Raw genomic sequence first — 19,541 nt, forward strand, 5'->3', positions numbered from 1 at the left:
AGGCAAGGCGCCGACCGGGACGGAACGAAGGAGCATACTGAGGTATGTGACTGAGTTACGCGAGGGAGAGCAACGCAGCATCAGCACAAAAGACACAGGACAGAGCACAAGAATTTGCCTGGCGGCTTTAGCGCGGTGGTCCCACCTGACCCCATGCCGAACTCAGAAGTGAAACGCCGTAGCGCCGATGGTAGTGTGGGGTCTCCCCATGCGAGAGTAGGGAACTGCCAGGCATTAAATAAGTGAAGAAACCCTGAACGAAAGTTCAGGGTTTTTTTACGTCTGCAGATCGGCGAAATCAATACTAACAGCCACGAAGATCGCCAAAATACCGCTAAATGCGCTGCGAAAAAAGATTGAAGTGCTCCGTAAAATCCCCCATTTTTCCTCTCAAAGACTGTCATTACACCTCATCTATATGCAAAAAACGCATAGAACACCGCGTTGGTCGCGCAAAGATGTAGCATAAATAGGCGGATCAGACCTCCAAATCCCCCTTTAAACTGAAACATTTTCATAATCCGCATGAAGACTCGACATTCAGCGGATGTCAGGCTAATCTCGGGCATCTGGATGTCTAAACGTTTATACGGTTATCAGTAAGAGGTCAGTTAGCTATGCCAATCAGAATCCCCGACGAATTACCGGCAGTGAATTTTTTGCGTAATGAGAACGTGTTTGTCATGGCCTCATCGCGCGCCAGTGTTCAGGAGATTCGCCCGCTAAAAGTACTGATCCTCAACCTGATGCCAAAAAAGATCGAAACGGAAAATCAGTTCTTACGCTTACTCTCCAACTCGCCACTGCAGATCGACATACAGCTACTGCGCATCGACAGCCGTGAGTCACGCAATACGCCGAGCGAGCATCTCAATAACTTTTACTGCAACTTCGAAGATATTGAGCACGATAATTTCGATGGTCTGATCGTTACGGGTGCCCCGCTGGGATTGGTGGATTTCAATGACGTGGCATACTGGCCGCAGATTCAGCGTGTGCTGCACTGGGCGAAAGAACACGTCACATCCACGCTGTTTGTCTGTTGGGCGGTACAAGCCGCGCTGAACATTCTGTACGGCATTCCAAAGCAAACGCGTCAGAACAAACTTTCAGGCGTGTATGAACATCAAATCCTGCATCCGCATGCTTTGTTAACCCGTGGATTTGACGACAATTTCCTCGCGCCGCATTCGCGTTATGCTGATTTCCCGAGCCAGTTAATTCGCGACTATACCGATCTAGAGTTGTTTGCCGAATCTGACGCCACCGGGGCTTACCTGATGGCGAGCAAAGACAAGCGCCTGGCGTTTGTAACTGGCCATCCTGAATACGATGCGCTGACGTTATCCGGTGAATACCATCGTGATTATGATGCCGGGCTGCATCCGGAAGTACCATTTAACTACTTCCCACAAGACAATCCTGAACTGCCACCGCGTGCCACCTGGCGCAGCCACGGTAATCTGTTGTTCTCAAACTGGCTAAACTATTACGTTTACCAGATTACACCGTTCGATCTGCGTCATATGAACCCCACACTCGACTAAAGCAAAGCTCGCTTTTCTCGTTAAATGTGCCGTGACAGCCTCGTGCTGTCGCGGCATTTTTTTTGCCTTGCGCAAGCTTGTGGAATCCATTGCCTTTAATTTGAGAGTTTAAATTACATATTTATCAGTATAATAAGGCAGTTTAAATATAAAAATGGAAATAGTTTTTGAAAATAAGATAAAAATCATTATGCTCTGATCTTGCCGGTTAAAAATCACCCTACACCCGGATCCCCGTAAATGGGGACGGATCATAACAGGAGCAGCCCGCATGACAGATTCGGTTATCCACAATACGCTGACCTTCACTCAGCCCCTTACCTACGCGGAAAAGCAGCTGCTCACCCCGCAAGCCATCGACTTCCTGCACACACTGGTCGCGCGTTTTGCACCGGAACGTGAGCGCCTGCTAAAAGCACGTCAGCAGCGCCAGCATCGTTACGATCAGGGTGCCTTACCTGACTTTGATTCGGAAACCACTTCCATTCGTGAACGTGACTGGCAGGTTCGCCCGATTCCCCAATTGCTGCGCGATCGTCGCGTCGAGATCACCGGCCCGCCGGATCGCAAAATGGTGATCAACGCGCTGAATGCGAACGTCAACGTCTTCATGGCCGATTTCGAGGATTCGCTGGCACCCACCTGGCAGAAATTGATGGATGGCCAGCTGACACTGCGGGATGCGGTCAACGGCACGCTGAACTTCACCAGTGAAGCGGGCAAGATCTACCAGCTGAAATCCGATCCTGCTCTGCTGATGTGTCGTGTACGTGGGCTGCATCTGAATGAAAAACACGTTGAGTGGCGCGATCGGGCCATTCCCGGCGGGCTGTTTGATTTTGCGCTCTACCTGTTCCACAACGTTGAGGCACTGCTGGAAAAGGGGCATGGCCCCTGGTTTTATCTGCCAAAAACCGAGCATGCATCTGAAGTGGCGTGGTGGCGTGAGATTTTCCGCTTTAGCGAGGATCGCTTTGATCTGCCGCGCGGCACCATCAAAGCCACGGTATTGATCGAAACGCTGCCAGCGGTATTCCAGATGGATGAGATCTTGTGGGAGCTGCGCGATCACGTGGTGGGCCTGAACTGTGGTCGCTGGGATTACATCTTCAGCTACATCAAAACCCTGGCACAGCACGGCGATCGCATTCTGCCGGACCGCCAGCAAATCAGTATGGATCAGCCCTTCCTCGATGCCTATTCACGGTTGCTGATCAAAACCTGCCACCGCCGCGGCGCACTGGCGATGGGCGGCATGTCCGCGCTGATTCCGAGCAAAGATGCCGAGCGTAATGCGTGGGTGATGCAGAAAGTACAAGAAGACAAAGCGCGTGAAGCCGGCAACGGTCATGACGGCACCTGGGTCGCGCATCCGGGGCTGGCCGATATCGCCATGGCTGAATTCGACCGGCAGCTCGGCAATCAGCCTAATCAGCTGCAGGTCAGTCGCGATCAGGATGCACCCATCACCGCCGAACGTCTGCTGCGGCCATGTCGGGGTCTGCGCACTGAAGTGGGTATGCGCGCCAACATTCGCGTGGCGTTGCAGTACCTTGAGGCGTGGATTGGGGGTAACGGCTGCGTGCCGATTGATGGGTTGATGGAGGATGCCGCCACGGCAGAAATTGCCCGCACCTCCATCTGGCAGTGGATTCATCACAAGCAGATCCTCAGCGATGGCCAACTGGTGACCGCCGAACTGTTTGAGCGGCTACTCGATGAAGAGATGCTGGCCCTGCAACAAACGCTGGGCGAGGAGCGCTTCCGTAGCGGACGCTTTGCCGATGCCGCCGCGCTGATGGCGCAAATCACCACGGATAACGAGCTGGTTTCTTTCCTTACTCTGCCGGGCTACCGCCTGCTGCCATGAACCTGGAGATAACGCTATGAATCGTCACCAACAGATCAAACAACTGGAATCGAGCTGGAACGACGCACGCTGGCAGGGCATTACCCGCCCCTATAGCGCGGAAGATGTTATCAACCTGCGTGGCTCAGTGAATCCGGCCTGCACGCTGGCAGAGCGCGGGGCGAATAAACTGTGGTCGTTGCTCAATGGTGAGTCCACCAAAGGGTATATCAACAGCCTCGGCGCCTTAACCGGCGGGCAGGCAATACAGCAAGCCAAAGCCGGAATAGAGGCGATCTATCTCTCCGGCTGGCAGGTGGCTGCGGATGCGAATATGGCCGGGCAGATGTATCCCGATCAGTCGCTCTATCCGGCGAACTCGGTGCCGAATGTGGTCGAGCGTATCAATCAGAGCTTCCAGCGCGCCGACCAGATTCAGTGGGCGAATGGTCTGTCGCCAGAAGATGAAGGCTTTATTGACTACTTCCTGCCGATTGTGGCGGATGCAGAAGCGGGTTTTGGTGGCGTGCTCAATGCCTTCGAGCTGATGAAATCGATGATTCAGGCAGGTGCCGGTGCGGTGCACTTTGAAGATCAGCTGGCCTCGGTGAAGAAGTGTGGCCATATGGGTGGCAAAGTGTTAGTGCCCACTCAGGAAGCGATTCAGAAACTGGTGGCTGCGCGGCTGGCAGCTGATGTCATGGGTGTGCCGACGATATTGCTGGCACGCACCGATGCGGATGCCGCTGACTTGATTACCTCCGACTGTGACGAGCGCGATGCGCCGTTTATCACCGGGCAACGTACCGCTGAAGGGTTCTTCCGTACTCGCGCCGGTATTGAGCAGGCGATCAGCCGTGGCTTGTCGTATGCGCCGTACGCAGATGTATTGTGGTGCGAAACCTCGACGCCGGATCTCGAACTGGCGCAACGTTTTGCCGACGCGATTCACGCGCAGTATCCGGGCAAGTTGCTGGCCTACAACTGCTCGCCGTCATTCAACTGGAAGAAGAATCTCGACGATCGCACCATCGCCCGTTTCCAGCAGGCATTAAGCGACATGGGCTATCGCTTCCAGTTCATTACGCTGGCCGGCATTCATAGCATGTGGTTCAACATGTTCGATCTGGCACACGCGTATGCGCAGGGTGAAGGGATGCGCCATTACGTTGAGAAAGTGCAGCAGCCGGAATTTGCCGCGCGCGAAAAAGGCTACACCTTCTCCTCGCATCAGCAGGAAGTGGGCACCGGCTATTTTGATCGCATCACCAACGTGATTCAGGGCGGCCAGTCTTCCGTGACCGCACTGACCGGTTCGACAGAAGCTGCGCAGTTCTGATCAGTCTGCATGCGTACCCTACGAAAATTGCAAGACCCATTCGTAGGGTCGCCATTGATGCCGACTAAAACCGCATCGCGGACTTTCATCACGCCTGGCCCATGGATGGGCTCCCTTTGCCGGAGCGTTGCCGATGACACCGAGAGAATCTCTGATCGCCCACACCATTCTGCAAGGTTTCGACGCGCAGTATGGCCGCTTTCTGGATATCACCGCAGGCGCCCAGCAGCGCTTCGAGCAGGCCGACTGGCATGCCGTGCAGCAGGCAATGAAAGCGCGTATCCATCTTTACGATCACCATGTTGGATTGGTGACCAACCAACTGCGCATCCTCAATGATGTGTCAAACTGGGATGAAGCGTTCTGGCTGCGGGTAAAAAGCCACTATGAGACGCTGCTACCCGGTTATCCGCGCCATGAAATTGCCGAAAGCTTCTTTAATTCCGTCTATTGTCGCTTGCAGGGGCACAGCCATCTCGATCCCAATCGGCTGTTTATCTTCCCGTCGCAGCCCTATGTCGCCGCGCCGATGGCACAACGTCCATTGTCGCGGCTGTACCGTCCACAAGGCAGCTGGCATGAAGTATTAAGGCAGGTTCTGAACGATATTCCTTTGCGCTTGCCCTGGCAGGATATCACCCGCGATATCGGCTGGATCGTCCGCCACTTGCATGAACAGTTCAGCCCCGCTCAACTGGCCACCGCCACGCTGGATGTCGCCGGTGAACTGTTCTACCGCAATAAAACCGCCTGGATCGTGGCGCGATTGCAGTTGAGTGATGGCATGGTGCCTTGCTTGCTGCCCATCCAGCGCGATGAGGCGGGACGCTTGTGGATCGATACCTGCTTAACCGACAGCGACGACGCCAGCATCGTGTTTGGCTTCGCACGCGCCTATTTTATGGTGTATGCACCGGTGCCCGCCGCGCTGGTTGCCTGGCTGCAACCGATTCTGCCGGGTAAAACCCTCGCCGAACGCTACATGGCCATCGGCTGCCAGAAACACGGCAAAACCGAATGCTACCGCGAATACCTGCATTATCTGTCACACAGCGACGAAGAGTTCACCATCGCGCCCGGCATCCGCGGCATGGTGATGCTGGTGTTTACACTGCCCGGATTTGATCGCGTATTTAAGGTGATTAAAGATCGCTTCGCGCCGCAGAAAGAGGTCACCGATGCGCAGGTGCGTGACTGCTATCGCATGGTCAAAGAGCACGACCGCGTGGGACGTATGGCTGATACCCAAGAGTTTGAGTACTTCGCGATACCGCGCGCACGCATCCCGGCAGCGCTGATGGCGGAGTTTGAACGCGATATTCCGGAGAAGATGGAACTGCGTGACGATGTGCTGATCATCCGCCATCTGTGGCTGGAACGCCGTATGGAGCCACTCAATTTGTGGCTGGCGCAGGCCACACCAGAACAGCGTCAGCACGCGATTGGCGAATATGGCGATGCGATTCGCCAGTTGGCGGCAGCGAACATTTTCCCCGGCGACATGCTATTCAAAAACTTCGGCATGACGCGTCACGGTCGCGTGGTGTTTTACGACTACGATGAAATTCGGCCTATGACTGAACTGCAGTTCCGCGATGTGCCGCCAGCGCGTTACGAAGAGGATGAGCTGCAAGCCGAGCCGTGGTACAGCGTGGGGCCGGATGATGTGTTCCCGGAAACTTTCCGCTATGCGCTGTGCAGCGAGCCGGGCACCGGTAAGTTATTGCTCGCGCTGCACCCGCAGCTGTTTGATCCGGGCTGGTGGCGCGCGCTGCAAACGCGCATCCGGGAAGGGTATATCGAAGAAGTGATCGCCTGGCGCGCCGGACAGCGTTTCAGCGCGCGCTATGCGTCGGTGGCCGCTTAGCGGCCAGAATAGGTCTGCGTGACCTGCCTGGCGGCGCGGATCACCAGCGCGCCCAGTTCGGTCACACGGTCGTCGGTCATGCGTGCTATCGGGCCGGAAATCGAGATGGCGGCAAAAGGCTCGCCGTGCTCATCATAGATGGGTGCCGCCACGCAGCGCAGGCCCAGCGCGTGCTCTTCATCATCATGTGAGAAGCCCATCTTGCGAATCAGCGCCAGATTCTCTTTCAGGCTGTGCGGAGACATCAAAGTTTTCGGCGTGTAGTGGTGCAATCCTTTCTGATGCAACAGCGCGGTCACCTGCTCATCGCTGAGATGGGCGAGAAATGCTTTGCCTGCGCCAGACGCGTGCATCGGTAGCTTACCGCCAATCGGTGCCGACATACGCATCAGCTGCGTACACTGCACCTGGTCGATAATCACTGCCTGATAGTCGCTGAGATCCAGCACCGCCAGATTCACTGTCTCTCCGGCATCTTCCATCAGTTTACGCAGGATGGGATGCACAATCGCCAGCAGATTGCGGCTCTGAAGAAAACTGCTGCCGACCACAAAGGCATGTGAGCCGATGGTCCAGAAGCCCAGATCACCAACCTGATGCACAAATCCCTGCTGCTGCATGGTGGTCAGCAAGCGGTGCGTGGTGGAGTTAGGTAATCCGGCCTGTTGTGCCAGCTCGGTCAGGGCAACGCTGCCGTGAGATTCGGCGATCAGTTCAAGTAAACGCAAACCGCGCGTCAGGGATTGAACTTGCCCACCTGCCGGGGCGCTGGTGGCTGTTGCGGCACGCGGTTTTTTTCCACGTTTCGCCGGTACTGGGGTTGCCATAACGTCTCCACAATCGCATCAATGCTGGAAACCATTTTCGTTTTTGGGCGTATGAATGCAAACGCTGCTTTACTGGTCGGATCTGTAATGCTTTCAGGCTGAAAATGTCTCATCTGTCGTGACTTTTGCTCACCGGAAAGTTATGCCAGTATGTTTGGCTGGCATATTAGCCAACGCAATGACGTGGACGGGGCGAGAGTGAGCAATAAAACAGAAATGCTGCATCAGCAACTGGCACAGCGGATTATGATTTTGGACGGTGGCATGGGCACCATGATTCAGAGTTATAAACTCAGCGAAGCCGATTTTCGTGGCAGCCGTTTTGCCGACTGGCCCTCCGATTTGAACGGCAATAACGACCTGTTAGTGCTCACCAAACCGGACGTTATTCGCGAAATTCATGATGCTTATCTTGCCGCTGGCGCAGATATTCTGGAAACCAACACCTTCAACTCCACCACCATTGCGATGGCAGATTACGCGATGGAAGCTTTGTCAGCGGAGATTAACTTTGAAGCGGCAAAACTGGCGCGCGCCAGTGCGGATGCATGGACGGTAAAAACACCTGACCGACCGCGCTATGTTGCGGGCGTGCTCGGCCCCACCAACCGCACCTGCTCCATCTCGCCGGATGTGAATGATCCTGCCTTCCGAAACGTCACCTTCAATCAGCTGGTGGAAGCCTACCGCGAATCAACGCATGCGCTGATTGCGGGTGGTTCAGATCTGATCATGATTGAGACGGTGTTCGATACCCTGAATGCCAAGGCGGCGATTTACGCGGTGCAGGTCGAGATGGAAGCGATGGGCGTGAAGCTGCCGGTGATGATCTCCGGTACCATTACCGATGCCTCGGGTCGCACACTCTCCGGCCAGACCACAGAAGGTTTCTACAACTCACTGCGCCACGCCGAGCCGCTGTCGTTTGGCCTGAACTGTGCGCTCGGTCCAGACGAGCTACGCCAGTACGTGCAGGAGCTATCCCGCATTGCGGAAGGTTATGTCACTGCTCACCCTAACGCCGGTTTGCCGAATGCGTTTGGTGAATACGATTTAGATGCGGCAACCATGGCTGAACAGATCGGCGAATGGGCGCGAGCCGGTTTCCTGAATATCATCGGCGGCTGCTGCGGTACCACGCCGGAACATATCGCGGCGATGGCGGCGGCGGTTGAGGGCGTTGCCCCCCGCCAGCTGCCTGAAATCCCTGTTGCCTGCCGTCTGTCCGGTCTGGAACCCCTGAATATTCACGCTGAGTCGCTGTTTGTGAACGTCGGTGAACGCACCAACGTCACGGGTTCGGCCAAATTTAAGCGTCTGATTAAAGAAGAGAAGTACAACGAAGCGTTGGATGTGGCCCGTCAGCAGGTGGAAAGCGGCGCGCAAATTATCGATATCAACATGGACGAAGGCATGCTGGATGCGGAAGCTGCGATGGTGCGCTTCCTCAACCTGATTGCCGGTGAACCCGATATCGCGCGCGTACCGATCATGATCGACTCCTCCAAGTGGGAGGTGATCGAGAAAGGGCTGCAGTGCATTCAGGGCAAAGGCATCGTTAACTCAATTTCGATGAAAGAGGGCGTTGAGCCGTTTATCGAACACGCGCGTAAAGTGCGACGCTACGGTGCCGCCATGGTGGTGATGGCGTTTGATGAAGTCGGCCAGGCGGATACCCGCGCACGTAAAATCGAAATCTGTCGTCGCGCCTACAAGATTCTGACGGAAGAGGTCGGTTTCCCGCCAGAAGACATCATTTTCGACCCAAACATCTTCGCAGTCGCCACCGGTATTGAAGAGCATAACAACTATGCGATGGACTTTATCGGCGCCTGTGAAGACATCAAGCGCGAGCTGCCGCATGCGATGATCTCCGGCGGCGTGTCTAACGTGTCGTTCTCCTTCCGTGGTAACGATCCAGTGCGCGAGGCGATTCACGCGGTGTTCCTCTATTACGCGATTCGCAATGGGATGGATATGGGCATCGTCAACGCCGGTCAGCTGGCGATCTATGACGACTTGCCCGCAGAACTGCGTGATGCGGTGGAAGATGTGGTGCTGAACCGTCGTGACGATGGCACTGAGCGTTTGCTGGAGCTGGCGGAGAAATATCGCGGTAGCAAGAGCGACGGTGAGCAGGAGAAGCAGCAGGCCGAATGGCGTAGCTGGGATGTGGTTAAACGTCTGGAATACTCGCTGGTAAAAGGCATCACAGAGTTTATTGAGCTGGACACCGAGGAAGCGCGTCAGGCTGCCGCAAGGCCCATTGAAGTGATTGAAGGGCCGCTGATGTCCGGCATGAACGTGGTCGGTGATCTGTTCGGCGAGGGCAAAATGTTCCTGCCGCAGGTAGTGAAATCGGCGCGCGTGATGAAGCAAGCGGTGGCCTATCTCGAACCTTATATTGAAGCCAGCAAAGAAGCCGGGCGCAGTAACGGTAAAATCGTGCTGGCGACGGTGAAGGGCGATGTGCATGACATCGGTAAAAACATTGTCGGCGTGGTGCTGCAGTGTAATAACTACGAAATTATCGATCTTGGCGTGATGGTGCCAAGTGACAAAATCCTGAAAACCGCCATTGCTGAAAATGCCGATATCATTGGGCTTTCCGGGCTGATTACGCCTTCGCTGGATGAGATGGTCAACGTGGCGAAAGAGATGGAGCGCCAGGGCTTCACCATCCCGTTACTGATTGGCGGTGCGACCACGTCGAAAGCGCATACGGCAGTGAAGATCGAGCAGAACTACAGTGGTCCAACGGTGTATGTGCAAAACGCCTCACGCACCGTGGGTGTTGTCTCTTCACTGCTCTCAGAAAGCCTCAAAGAGGAGTTTGTGGCCCGCACGCGCAAAGAGTACGACACGGTGCGCATTCAGCACGCACGTAAGAAGCCACGCACGCCGCCGGTCAGCCTGCAAACCGCACGCGACAACGATTACGCCATCGACTGGGAAAGCTATACGCCGCCGGTCGCGCATCGCCTTGGGGTCAGCGCGGTTGAAGCCAGTATCGACACCCTCCGTAATTACATCGACTGGACGCCGTTCTTTATGACCTGGTCGCTGGCGGGGAAATACCCGCGCATTCTCGAAGATGAAGTGGTGGGTGAAGAGGCTAAACGCCTGTTTGCCGATGCCAACGCCATGTTGGACAGGCTCAGTGAAACCGGCACCCTCAATCCGCGTGGCGTAGTTGGGATTTTCCCGGCAAACCGCGTCGGAGACGATATTGAAGTCTACCGTGATGAAAACCGCGATCAGGTGATAGGTGTGAGCCATCACTTACGTCAGCAGACCGAGAAAACCGACTTCGCCAACTACTGCTTAGCTGACTTTGTCGCACCGAAATCCAGCGCTAAAGCCGATTATCTCGGCGCGTTTGCTGTCACCGGTGGACTGGAAGAGGATGCGCTGGCCGAAGCCTATGAACAGCAGCATGATGACTACAACAAAATCATGATCAAGGCGCTGGCAGATCGTCTGGCAGAAGTTTTTGCCGAATATCTGCATGAGCGGGTACGTAAGGTGATTTGGGGCTTTGCCGCTCATGAGAACCTGAGTAACGAAGAGTTGATTCGCGAAAATTATCAGGGCATTCGTCCTGCTCCGGGCTATCCGGCCTGTCCGGAACACACGGAGAAAGCGCAAATCTGGCAGTTGCTGGATGTGGAGACGCACACTGGCATGAAGCTCACGGAGTCCTTTGCTATGTGGCCGGGTGCGGCAGTATCCGGCTGGTATTTCAGCCATCCGGACAGCAAATACTTCGCTGTGGCGCAGATTCAGCGTGATCAGGTGGAAGATTACGCGGCGCGTAAAGGGATGAGTGTCAGCGAGGTTGAGCGCTGGCTGGCACCGAATCTGGGTTATGACGCGGATTGATGGGCTGATGGCGTAAAAGGATACGCAGAGCATTCAGTCGGGGCCCAACCAGGCAAGGCCCCGAAACCTCCAGGAATGCGCCTGGAGGTCAACGCCGTTTCAACCTTCCACACTTGTCGTTAATTAAACCGCGCATCACGATCTGAGGTCATGTCATACAGCTGATATTTACGCCCCAGCATCTGTCCGCCATCACGCGTTAGCGGCACCCAATTCACCTGCGCACGGCCACGGGTTGGCGTCACGGTAAACAGATCCATTGGAATCGAGATATAGAAGCCTTTGGTGAAGTCGCCTTCGCCATAGGCTTCGGCGGACACGTTGGTTTTGGTGGCGTAGAAGCCGACCATCACACCGCTGTCGAAGCGCTTCGACACATCGACCGTCACACCTTTATCTTTCGCCAGATATTCACCGACGCTGGCTTTCACCAGCACGTCCTGCATGAACCATGGGCGCCAGTACGCGGTGAAGTGTCCGGTTGGCGCTTTGTAGTCGGTGAACTGCATCATGTTGTCCCAGTCACGTTGTTTCACGTAGTTGGCATCAACACCAAAAGCCCAGTTGCTGTCTATCGGACGATACAACACTTCACCACCCACGCCGCCGTACATGGTTTCGAGATAACCGCCGTACACCTGGCCATAGAAGCCATTGCCGAGATACCCCATGTAGTTGGCTTGCAGGTCATTAACGTAGACATTGTTCTCGACGTAGTCGCGAATATGGGTACGCACGCGCGGCAGGGTGGAGTCAGCCGGTGCGCCGTTGTAGTTAAATTTGTCGTAGTTATTGGCGAGGTTACCAAACAGGCTGCCGCTAACCAGCAGGTGATCGGTCAGTGCGTAATCAACGCTGCCCATCACGCCCAGTTGGTACATGTAGAAGCTCTCAGGCCCACCAACCGACTGATTGAGCACCGGTGCCAGATTGTAGTGAAGGCGATCTTTGCGGATAAAGAAGCCTTGTTCAGTCTCGCCAGGATCGACCGGATTCTCACGCGTCTGCTGCAGCGGCTGCTCATGACCCAGCGGGTAACCGCTCAGCGCATTGTGCAGACTGGCGACATCAGTGCGGGTGGTCACCTGCGGCATATTGAGACGCGACTCGGTGACATCTATGGTATCAATGCCGGCCGGCAGGTTGTTCATGATGATGCGATTGGCACGATCGACGCCTTCGCGCGTATCGCGGTATTTCGTCTGTTCGCCAGAGACATACAGCGTACTGCCTTTGGTCTGGATGCGCGGACCGCTTAATCCGGCGTTGTACTTCAGATCGGTCAGCTGGTTGGCTACCACCGTCGGTTGCAACAGATCACCCTGCGGCTGCGGGTTATAAGCCGGTTTGGCACTATCAATGTGCGACTGGCGCAAATCGTTGAAGTTAGTGCGCACGGTCACGCCAAACATAAAGGTGTTGCCACGCTCATAGCTGGCGTTGATATCGGCCCAATCGGTCAGGCGATAAATCGCTCCCACGTTGACCTTGCTGCGCTGTTCCAGACGTCCGGCAAAGTCATCCTGATAGTCATTGCCTTCATATTCCAGCTTCAGACGTAGCGGCTGCCAGGGGGTTTGATACTCCACGCCGCCAAACAGTGCTGCCGGGCCGTGGAACATCTGGGAACCATTGATAGAACCCGCCGAGCCACCGCCGGTACGGCTACAGAAGCTATCGCTGTAGGAGCAGAACGGGTTTTTGATACTGCCGCTGTTACCGAGGTAGCCCCAGCCGATGCCCATGGTGAAATCAAACGGTCCCCAGGCTTTGGTTGCCACCAGATATTCACTGTCAAACAGGCCGGTACCGCCCAAATCACGCGATCCGACTGCCACTTCAGGCAGCCAGTAGCTCTCCTGCCACAGACGCAGCTTCACATCGAAGGCTTTGTCTTTATAACTTTGGTCGCCACTGAAGCCTTCAACTGCGCTATAGCGGCGCGTACGCACGTCAGTGTAACGCACGGTGGTTTCCAGCCATGGGAACAGCTGCAGCGAAGCAGAGTAGTAGCGATATTGATCGTTATCGCGGAAGTTCAGGCTGAATTCGCCCTCTTTCGCCATGCGTGCCGTGGGGGTCTGCATCAAACCCACGCCGCCGAAATCCGATTGTGATGGCCCGATGGGTTCCGGCCAGGTTTCCGCGTGCACCTGGCATGCCGCAGAGACAGAAGCAGCCAACAGGCTGAGAAGTAATTGTTTTTTCATCAGTCTGGAATCCGGTGTGTCAGAACAGAAAGCATGCGCGCATTCAAATCAGCTTTTCCCCACGGCAGGCTCCATGAGGTAAAGCCCAGCCAGATGATGCTGCCGGGTGCCACTTCCACGTGACGTTGATTCCAGTAGGCGACCGGCACCTGCTGCATCTGGCCCGAAGGCGAGATCACCGTGGCGAAACTGCGCTCGGCTCCTGACAGGCGATCGTGGGTATCAAGGTAATCACGCACGGTGCGACCGGGTTGCCAGCTTGCTTTGCCGGGATGTTCCAGCGCGCCGAGAATCAGCACCTGGTCAGGCTGAGGCAGCGTGTAGAGCTCGTAGCTGCCCTGTAGCGTGCGATTGGCTTCTGGACGCAGGCGCACCCAATCAGGATCGAGTTCAGTGAACTGGCGTCCGGTGACCTGTATCGTGCTGAGCTGATGGATCACTGCGCCAATGGTCGCTGCCAGCGCATCGCCGCTTTCGGCCTGCCAGGTGCGTAAATCAGCCAGCAGCTGTTGCTGTTGTTGCTGTGCCACCGCCGTTGCGCCACGTTCAGCGATCACCGTACCGGGCCACCAGGTGTGCAGTGCCGGGTTGGTGACCAGCTGCGCCAGATTCTGTGCATGATCGATCTGCAGGCTGTGTTGGCTGTGCTGGTCATGCACCGTTACCTGGCTATCTGCCTGCGCATAACCGGCCGTCAGCAGCGCGATGGCCGTTAACAGAGGGGAGATTATTTTCATGATTTTGCCGGCTTCAGAATAGTGGTTTCAACTGGGAAGGCATCTGCGGCGAGCATTTGATTTGCCTGCAAAACGCTGCCATCACGGTTATCGATCCAGAAGGTGTTTTGCCATTCTGCGCCGACATCATCCATTCGCACGGTCTCGATCCAGATACGGCAGGGCACGCGCTCACCGGCGATGTTCAGCACGGTGTCATCGCCGCGCTGAAAGGTGGAAGTGGCGGTGGCAGCGCGTACTTTCTCTTTCTCGCGCCACTGCACCACGCGGGTCCAGCTGAAATTGTTTTGCAGATGCAGCGCATCGGCGAGCGGATCCTGCGCCAGATTGCTGACCTCATCAAGGTTGCTGGCCAGCCCCAGTGTTTTGACGAGCCTGCCATGCTGCATCACCAGCATCGCTTTATCCTGGGTGATCCATTTCAGCTGGCCGTTTTCGTCATACCCAAGTACCACGAAGATACGCGGTCCTTCATTGATGCGCGCATACAGGCTGGCGTAAGGGAGACTGGCAACCTGCTCATCGGTGACGGTGACATCATCCGGACCTTTCACGGCCAGCATCACGGTTTGTTCCAGGCCTTTTTGTGTTTGTGTGCAGGCCTGCAGCAGCAGGCAGAAAAGTAGCAAGGAGAGTCGGTGCACTGTGTATATCCCTGTCAAAAATAAAACCAGGCAAAAAATAACCACACGGCTGTGTGGTTATGTTTAAAGGTGCTACATCAACGCGTGGTGCTCGTTGTGGTGGTCGTTGTTGTGCCGGTATTTGCGCCGTCACCGCCGCCAGCAGCAGCGATGCCGAGTCCTACTAACGCGCCCAGTGCGCCGATACCCACAGCGGTCGTGGCACCGGTCGAGATTGCTCCCGCCTGCGCGCCCGCTGCAGCACCAGCTTCTTCCGGTGCGGCAATCGCAGCGGAAGAAACGGCAACGTAAAGTAAGGCTGCACCGGCAACCATCAGTTTTTTCATAACAACGTTTCCTGCATTTTTAGAAACAAATGAATGAAGGATGTACCCTAATTTCGGGCGCGTTCAGTATAGGGCAACAAATTACCAGAGTTCATCGCCAGTAAAAGAGGGTGAAAAACAGGGGTTATTCTGGTGATAAATACGGCGAATTGGCGATAGCTGCTTTTTTTAAATGAATATTTTTCAGGTAGCGGGATATTTGAGTGGTTGGGGCTGACACGGCAGCATTTTTCACTTTTGCATTAAAAAATGGTACGGAATAGGATTAATCAGATTTTCCTGAGTGTGCTTTAATTTTAATGATAGATTAATCAAATAGATGCTTATTTTAGGTGGGCGAATTAGATCCATTTTTTGATGAGTGCCATGCTATTCATTTTAAACAAACTCCGATTTTCCTTAGCGCATTTTAAGAATTATCTAACCGTAACGGGATCGCTGAATAACAAAATTGCGAGGTTTATTGCATGTTTGATAGAAATAAGGCGGCAATTAAGCCGCCTTATTCAGATTGGCAGGAAAATTATCGCCAGGATTTATAGCGGTTAATTAAGCCATTAGTGGAACTGTCGTGGCTGCTGATCTGCGATTCATTTTCCAGCTCTGGCAGAATACGGTTTGCCAACTGTTTACCCAATTCAACACCCCATTGGTCAAAGGTGAAGATGTTGAGAATCGCGCCCTGAGTGAAGATCTTGTGCTCGTACAGCGCAATCAGTGCACCCAGGCTGAACGGGGTGATTTCACGTAGCAGGATGGAGTTGGTTGGGCGGTTACCCTCGAACACCTTGAACGGCACGATGTGGGCAACAGACTCAACGGATTTACCGGCATCGGTAAACTCTTTCTCGACCACCTCACGTGATTTGCCAAACGCCAGCGCTTCGGTCTGCGCGAAGAAGTTCGACAGCAGTTTCGGATGGTGATCGGTCAGTGCGTTGTGGGTCTGCGCCGGGGCGATAAAGTCGCAAGGGATCAGTTTGGTGCCCTGATGAATCAGCTGATAAAACGCATGCTGACCGTTGGTGCCAGGCTCGCCCCAGATAATTGGACCGGTCTGGTAATCCACCGGGTTACCTTCGCGATCCACGTACTTACCGTTGGACTCCATGTTGCCCTGCTGGAAGTACGCTGCGAAACGGTGCATGTACTGGTCGTAAGGCAGGATGGCTTCGGTTTCGGCACCAAAGAAGTTGTTGTACCAGATACCGATCAGTGCCAGCAGCACCGGCAGGTTTTGCTCGGCTGGCGTGTTGGCGAAGTGGTTGTCCATCGCATGTGCGCCGCTCAGCAGCTGTTCGAAGTTCTCGAAGCCCACTGACAGGATGATCGACAAGCCAATCGCTGACCACAGTGAATAGCGACCGCCGACCCAGTCCCAGAACTCAAACATATTGTCGGTATCGATACCGAACTCGCCCACCGCTTTACCGTTGGTCGACAGCGCAGCAAAGTGTTTGGCGACATGCTGCTGGTCGCCCGCGGTTTTCAGGAACCAGTCGCGCGCGCTGTGGGCGTTGGTCATGGTCTCCTGCGTGGTGAAGGTTTTAGACGCCACGAGGAACAGGGTGGTTTCCGGGCTGAGATCTTTCAGCGTTTCGGCAATGTGTGTGCCATCAACGTTAGAAACAAAGTGCATGTTCAGGTGATTTTTATACGGGCGCAGCGCCTCAGTCACCATGAATGGACCGAGATCCGAACCGCCGATACCGATGTTCACCACGTCGGTGATCGCTTTGCCGGTATAACCTTTCCACTCACCGCTGATGATGCGCTCAGAGAAGCCTTTCATCTTCGCCAGCACCGCATTCACTTCTGGCATCACATCTTTGCCATCAACAATGATTGGCGTGTTGCTGCGATTACGCAAAGCAACGTGCAGCACGGCACGCTCTTCGGTGCGGTTGATCTTCTCACCAGAGAACATGGATTTGATGGCGCCCGCCAGATCGGTCTCTTTTGCCAGCGCCTGTAACTTATCGAGGGTTTCCTGGGTGATGCGGTTTTTTGAGAAATCCACCAGCATCTGATCGTCGAAAGTGGCAGAGAATTTCGCAAAACGATCGGCATCATCTTTAAACAGGTCGGCGATCTGCACCGATTTCATCTGGTCAAAATGCTGCTGCAGCGCTTTCCAGGCTGCGGTTTGTTTCGGATTGATATTTTTCATGGCAACACTCTTGTTGAAATAAGAACCGTCATTCCAGCCGGGCGCGTCCTGCTGGCCCAGCGTGCTAAGCATTTCTTGTGGCTGATACGCTACCGCGAACGGGTTTCAGTATGACCACAGTTGCAAACGAAGGGAAAAAATTTGTGACCGTGGCCGCAAGGTTTCAGGTTAATCCGGCGGTGATTGTCGATGTTCTGGCAAAAAAATTCCCTGTGCCGCATCAGCAAAAAGCCGCGTTTTTGCGCGCCGTTGACTACTTTAGGCGGGTGTGGCTGCCAGCGTTTGTTCTGCGATGCGCTGGCGTAATTCTAAAAAAGAATTTTCAACGTGTTGCAAGGCTGGACAGCAGCAAAATTAATCAGTATTTTGTGCCCGCGACTTGCACCTTTGGGTGCAAGCCAGAAGAGGCGCGTCGCCCAGGCAGTGTGTTTGAGGATCCGTATCCAACGACAACACATCATGGGGTGCGACGCCGAGATGGAACAACACGCGGAGTGTTGTCCTGTCGGCTGCAGGGGCTGAATCCTCTGGGTTGTCACCAGAAGCGTCCGCAGTCGGACGTTTCGCAAGGTGAAGTGCTTTTGGTGACTCATCTCCTGATCTTGTCTGTCCAATTCTGCTCTTCTCTTGTGCCAAGGCTGAAATCACCTCTTCCGTTTAACCACGGGAGAAAGCTAATCTGACACGAGGTTCGTAACATGTCTCAAAACCTGATCGTGGCAAAATTTGGCGGCACCAGCGTTGCCGATTTTGATGCCATGAACCGCAGTGCGGATGTTGTGCTCTCTGATGCCAATACCCGTTTAGTGGTGCTCTCTGCGTCTGCTGGCGTGACTAATCTGCTGGTTTCTCTGGCTGAAGGCCGGGAACTGGAGCAGCGCGCGCACCTGCTGGACGAAATTCGCAACATTCAATACGCCATCATTGATCGCCTGCAATCCCCTGAAGTGATTCGCCAGGAGATTGATCGCATGCTGGAAAACATCCTGATGCTGGCGGAAGCGACTGCGCTGGCGACCTCACATGCGCTGACCGATGAGTTGGTAAGCCACGGTGAGCTGATGTCGACCCTGCTGTTCGTGGAAGTGCTGCGTGAGCGTCAGGTCAATGCCGAATGGTTTGATGTGCGTAAAGTGATGCGCACCAGCGACCGTTTTGGTCGTGCTGAGCCTGATGTTGCCACGCTGAAAGAGCTGTCCACCGCGCAACTGGCTCCACGTGTTGCAGAAGCACTGGTCGTTACTCAGGGCTTTATTGGTAGCGAAGGCAAAGGGCGCACCACCACGCTGGGACGTGGCGGCAGCGACTATACCGCAGCACTGTTGGGAGAAGCTCTGCAGGCATCGCGTGTGGATATCTGGACCGACGTGGCCGGTATCTACACCACCGATCCACGCGTGGTGCCCACCGCGAAACGCATCGAAGAGATCACCTTCGAGGAAGCGGCGGAAATGGCGATCTTCGGCGCGAAAGTGCTGCATCCAGCGACCTTGCTGCCAGCTGTGCGCAGTGACATTCCGGTGTTCGTCGGTTCGAGCAAAGATCCGGCTGCAGGTGGCACGCGCGTGTGCAATGAAACCCAGAATCCACCGCTGTTCCGCGCGCTGGCACTGCGTCGTAAGCAAACGCTGATGACGCTGCACAGCCTGAACATGCTGCACGCGCACGGCTTCCTGGCTGAAGTGTTCGCGATTCTGGCTCGCCATAACATCTCCGTCGATCTGGTCACCACGTCAGAAGTGAGCGTGGCGCTGACGCTGGATACCACCGGTTCTTCGACCACCGGTGAAAGCTTGTTGACGCAAGCACTGCTGACTGAGCTCTCATCACTGTGCCGCGTGGAAGTGGAAGAGAACCTGGCGCTGGTGGCGATTATCGGCAACAACCTGTCGAAAGCCTGCGGCGTTGGCAAAGAGGTGTTTGGTGCCCTTGAGCCGTTTAATCTGCGCATGATTTGCTACGGTGCCAGCAGCTATAACCTGTGCTTCCTGGTACCAACGCCAGACGCAGAAGAAGTGGTGCGCGCGCTGCATAAGAACTTGTTTGGCAGTTAATCCAGACATGCTGAAAACGAGCCGGACATCGTCCGGCTTTTTTATTTCTTTAACAGGCTACAGGCGTGCGATATCTCGTCCACCGCCTT

At 55.0% G+C, this 19,541-nt stretch carries 12 protein-coding genes, 1 rRNA gene and 1 riboswitch; of the genes, 7 read left to right on the forward strand and 6 right to left on the reverse strand.

Annotated features, from left to right (window positions below):
* Nucleotides 1-117 precede the first annotated feature (117 nt).
* The 5 genes from rrf (at nucleotide 118) to aceK (ending at nucleotide 6,602) form a co-directional block, all read left to right on the forward strand.
* Nucleotides 118-233: ribosomal RNA gene (gene rrf, locus FD737_RS16575) — 5S ribosomal RNA — on the forward strand.
* 384 nt (nucleotides 234-617) lie between these two features.
* Nucleotides 618-1,547 (forward strand): homoserine O-succinyltransferase, encoded by a 930-nt coding sequence (gene metA / locus FD737_RS16580; RefSeq protein WP_034827128.1) that lies wholly within the window; start codon nucleotides 618-620, stop codon nucleotides 1,545-1,547.
* 271 nt (nucleotides 1,548-1,818) lie between these two features.
* Nucleotides 1,819-3,417 carry a malate synthase A gene (gene aceB / locus FD737_RS16585; RefSeq protein WP_160834048.1) on the forward strand — a complete coding sequence of 533 codons (1,599 nt, stop codon included), beginning with the start codon at nucleotides 1,819-1,821 and terminating at the stop codon, nucleotides 3,415-3,417.
* A 16-nt stretch (nucleotides 3,418-3,433) separates the two neighbouring features.
* Nucleotides 3,434-4,735, forward strand: a complete 1,302-nt coding sequence (gene aceA, locus FD737_RS16590; RefSeq protein ID WP_058960030.1) for an isocitrate lyase — start codon at nucleotides 3,434-3,436, stop codon at nucleotides 4,733-4,735.
* Nucleotides 4,736-4,868: 133 nt separating this feature from the next.
* The gene (gene aceK / locus FD737_RS16595; RefSeq protein WP_160834049.1) at nucleotides 4,869-6,602 is read left to right on the forward strand and encodes a bifunctional isocitrate dehydrogenase kinase/phosphatase; all 1,734 of its coding nucleotides are present in this window, start codon (nucleotides 4,869-4,871) and stop codon (nucleotides 6,600-6,602) included.
* Here aceK and iclR read toward each other — a convergent pair.
* A complete protein-coding gene (gene iclR / locus FD737_RS16600; protein ID WP_038643723.1) occupies nucleotides 6,599-7,429 on the reverse strand; it encodes a glyoxylate bypass operon transcriptional repressor IclR in 831 nt (276 codons plus the stop codon). The two genes, aceK and iclR, sit on opposite strands and share 4 nt — an antisense overlap.
* 198 nt (nucleotides 7,430-7,627) lie before the next feature.
* On the opposite strand from iclR, the gene metH reads away from it, so the two are divergent.
* Nucleotides 7,628-11,311, forward strand: coding sequence for a methionine synthase (gene metH / locus FD737_RS16605; protein WP_160834050.1), 3,684 nt, complete (start codon nucleotides 7,628-7,630; stop codon nucleotides 11,309-11,311).
* Nucleotides 11,312-11,430: 119 nt separating this feature from the next.
* On the opposite strand, the gene FD737_RS16610 is transcribed toward metH, so the two are convergent.
* From FD737_RS16610 to pgi, 5 genes are all read right to left on the reverse strand, one after another.
* Entirely contained in the window at nucleotides 11,431-13,521 is a 2,091-nt protein-coding gene (locus tag FD737_RS16610; protein WP_058960031.1) for a YjbH domain-containing protein, read from the reverse strand.
* The gene (locus FD737_RS16615) at nucleotides 13,521-14,258 is read right to left on the reverse strand and encodes a capsule biosynthesis GfcC family protein (protein WP_160834051.1); all 738 of its coding nucleotides are present in this window, start codon (nucleotides 14,256-14,258) and stop codon (nucleotides 13,521-13,523) included. The genes FD737_RS16610 and FD737_RS16615 overlap by 1 nt, the downstream gene beginning before the upstream one ends.
* Entirely contained in the window at nucleotides 14,255-14,902 is a 648-nt protein-coding gene (locus FD737_RS16620; RefSeq protein WP_160834052.1) for a YjbF family lipoprotein, read from the reverse strand. The genes FD737_RS16615 and FD737_RS16620 overlap by 4 nt, the downstream gene beginning before the upstream one ends.
* 77 nt (nucleotides 14,903-14,979) lie before the next feature.
* Nucleotides 14,980-15,228: an exopolysaccharide production protein YjbE gene (yjbE, locus tag FD737_RS16625; RefSeq protein WP_034827112.1), complete on the reverse strand. Its 249-nt coding sequence runs from the start codon at nucleotides 15,226-15,228 to the stop codon at nucleotides 14,980-14,982.
* A gap of 523 nt (nucleotides 15,229-15,751) precedes the next feature.
* The gene (gene pgi, locus FD737_RS16630; RefSeq protein ID WP_160834053.1) at nucleotides 15,752-17,398 is read right to left on the reverse strand and encodes a glucose-6-phosphate isomerase; all 1,647 of its coding nucleotides are present in this window, start codon (nucleotides 17,396-17,398) and stop codon (nucleotides 15,752-15,754) included.
* Between the two features lie 394 nt (nucleotides 17,399-17,792).
* Nucleotides 17,793-17,987: riboswitch (Lysine riboswitch) on the forward strand.
* A gap of 109 nt (nucleotides 17,988-18,096) precedes the next feature.
* On the opposite strand from pgi, the gene lysC reads away from it, so the two are divergent.
* Nucleotides 18,097-19,452 carry a lysine-sensitive aspartokinase 3 gene (gene lysC, locus FD737_RS16640; RefSeq protein ID WP_034827106.1) on the forward strand — a complete coding sequence of 452 codons (1,356 nt, stop codon included), beginning with the start codon at nucleotides 18,097-18,099 and terminating at the stop codon, nucleotides 19,450-19,452.
* Nucleotides 19,453-19,541 lie beyond the last annotated feature (89 nt).

This window comes from Pantoea sp. Seng, assembly GCF_009829935.1.
Classification (GTDB): Bacteria; Pseudomonadota; Gammaproteobacteria; order Enterobacterales; family Enterobacteriaceae; genus Pantoea; species Pantoea communis.